Below are 826 nucleotides of genomic sequence, written 5' to 3'. Positions count from 1 at the left end.
TCAAGACCGGCGCGGCCTACCTGCCCATCGACCCGGCACTGCCGGCGGCCCGCATCGAGTTCATGCTCACCGACGCCCTACCGATCGCCGCCGTCACCACCACGGGCGTGCGATCGCGGCTCGACGGGTCGGACCTGGCGGTCATCGAATTCGACGACCCGGAAATCGCGACACAATCGGCCGACGCGCTGTCGGCGCCGTCGTCCGGGGACGTCGCGTACATCATCTACACCTCGGGCACGACCGGCACGCCCAAGGGCGTGGCCGTCACCCATCACAACGTCACCCAGTTGCTGGAGTCGGTGCACGACGAGCTGGCGCTGGGCCGGGTGTGGTCGCAGTGTCACTCGCTGGCCTTCGACTTCTCGGTGTGGGAGATCTTCGGGTCGCTGTTGCACGGCGGCCGGTTGGTGATCGTGCCCGACGCGGTGGTCCGCTCACCAGAAGACTTGCGCACCATGCTGATTCGCGAGCGGGTCAACGTGCTGAGTCACACACCGTCGGCCGTGGCGGCCTTGTCGCCCCAGGGGTTGGACTCGGTGGCGACGCTGGTGATGGGTGGGGAGCCGTGCCCGCCCGAGGTGGTGGATCGGTGGGCGCCCGGGCGGGTGATGGTCAACCAATACGGCCCCACCGAGACCACGATGTACGCGGCGATGACCAGGCCGCTGGCCGCGTGGAGCGGGACACCGCCGATCGGCTCGCCGATACCCGGCGCGGCGCTGTTCGTGCTGGACAAGTGGCTCCGGCCGGTGCCGGTGGGTGTGGTCGGTGAGTTGTATGTGGCGGGTCGGGGTGTGGCGTGTGGGTATGCGGGTCGGTCGGG

1 protein-coding gene is annotated in these 826 nt (G+C 69.4%); it reads left to right on the top strand.

The window, feature by feature from the left end; genetic code table 11:
• The coding region (locus A5701_RS23490) for an AMP-binding protein (RefSeq protein WP_156670238.1) at positions 1–826 on the top strand (826 nt) is incomplete at both ends.

Origin of the sequence: Mycobacterium sp. E3305, assembly GCF_001666785.1 — a bacterium.
Classification (GTDB): domain Bacteria; phylum Actinomycetota; class Actinomycetes; order Mycobacteriales; family Mycobacteriaceae; genus Mycobacterium.
This window is presented reverse-complemented; position numbering and strand designations above follow the sequence as displayed.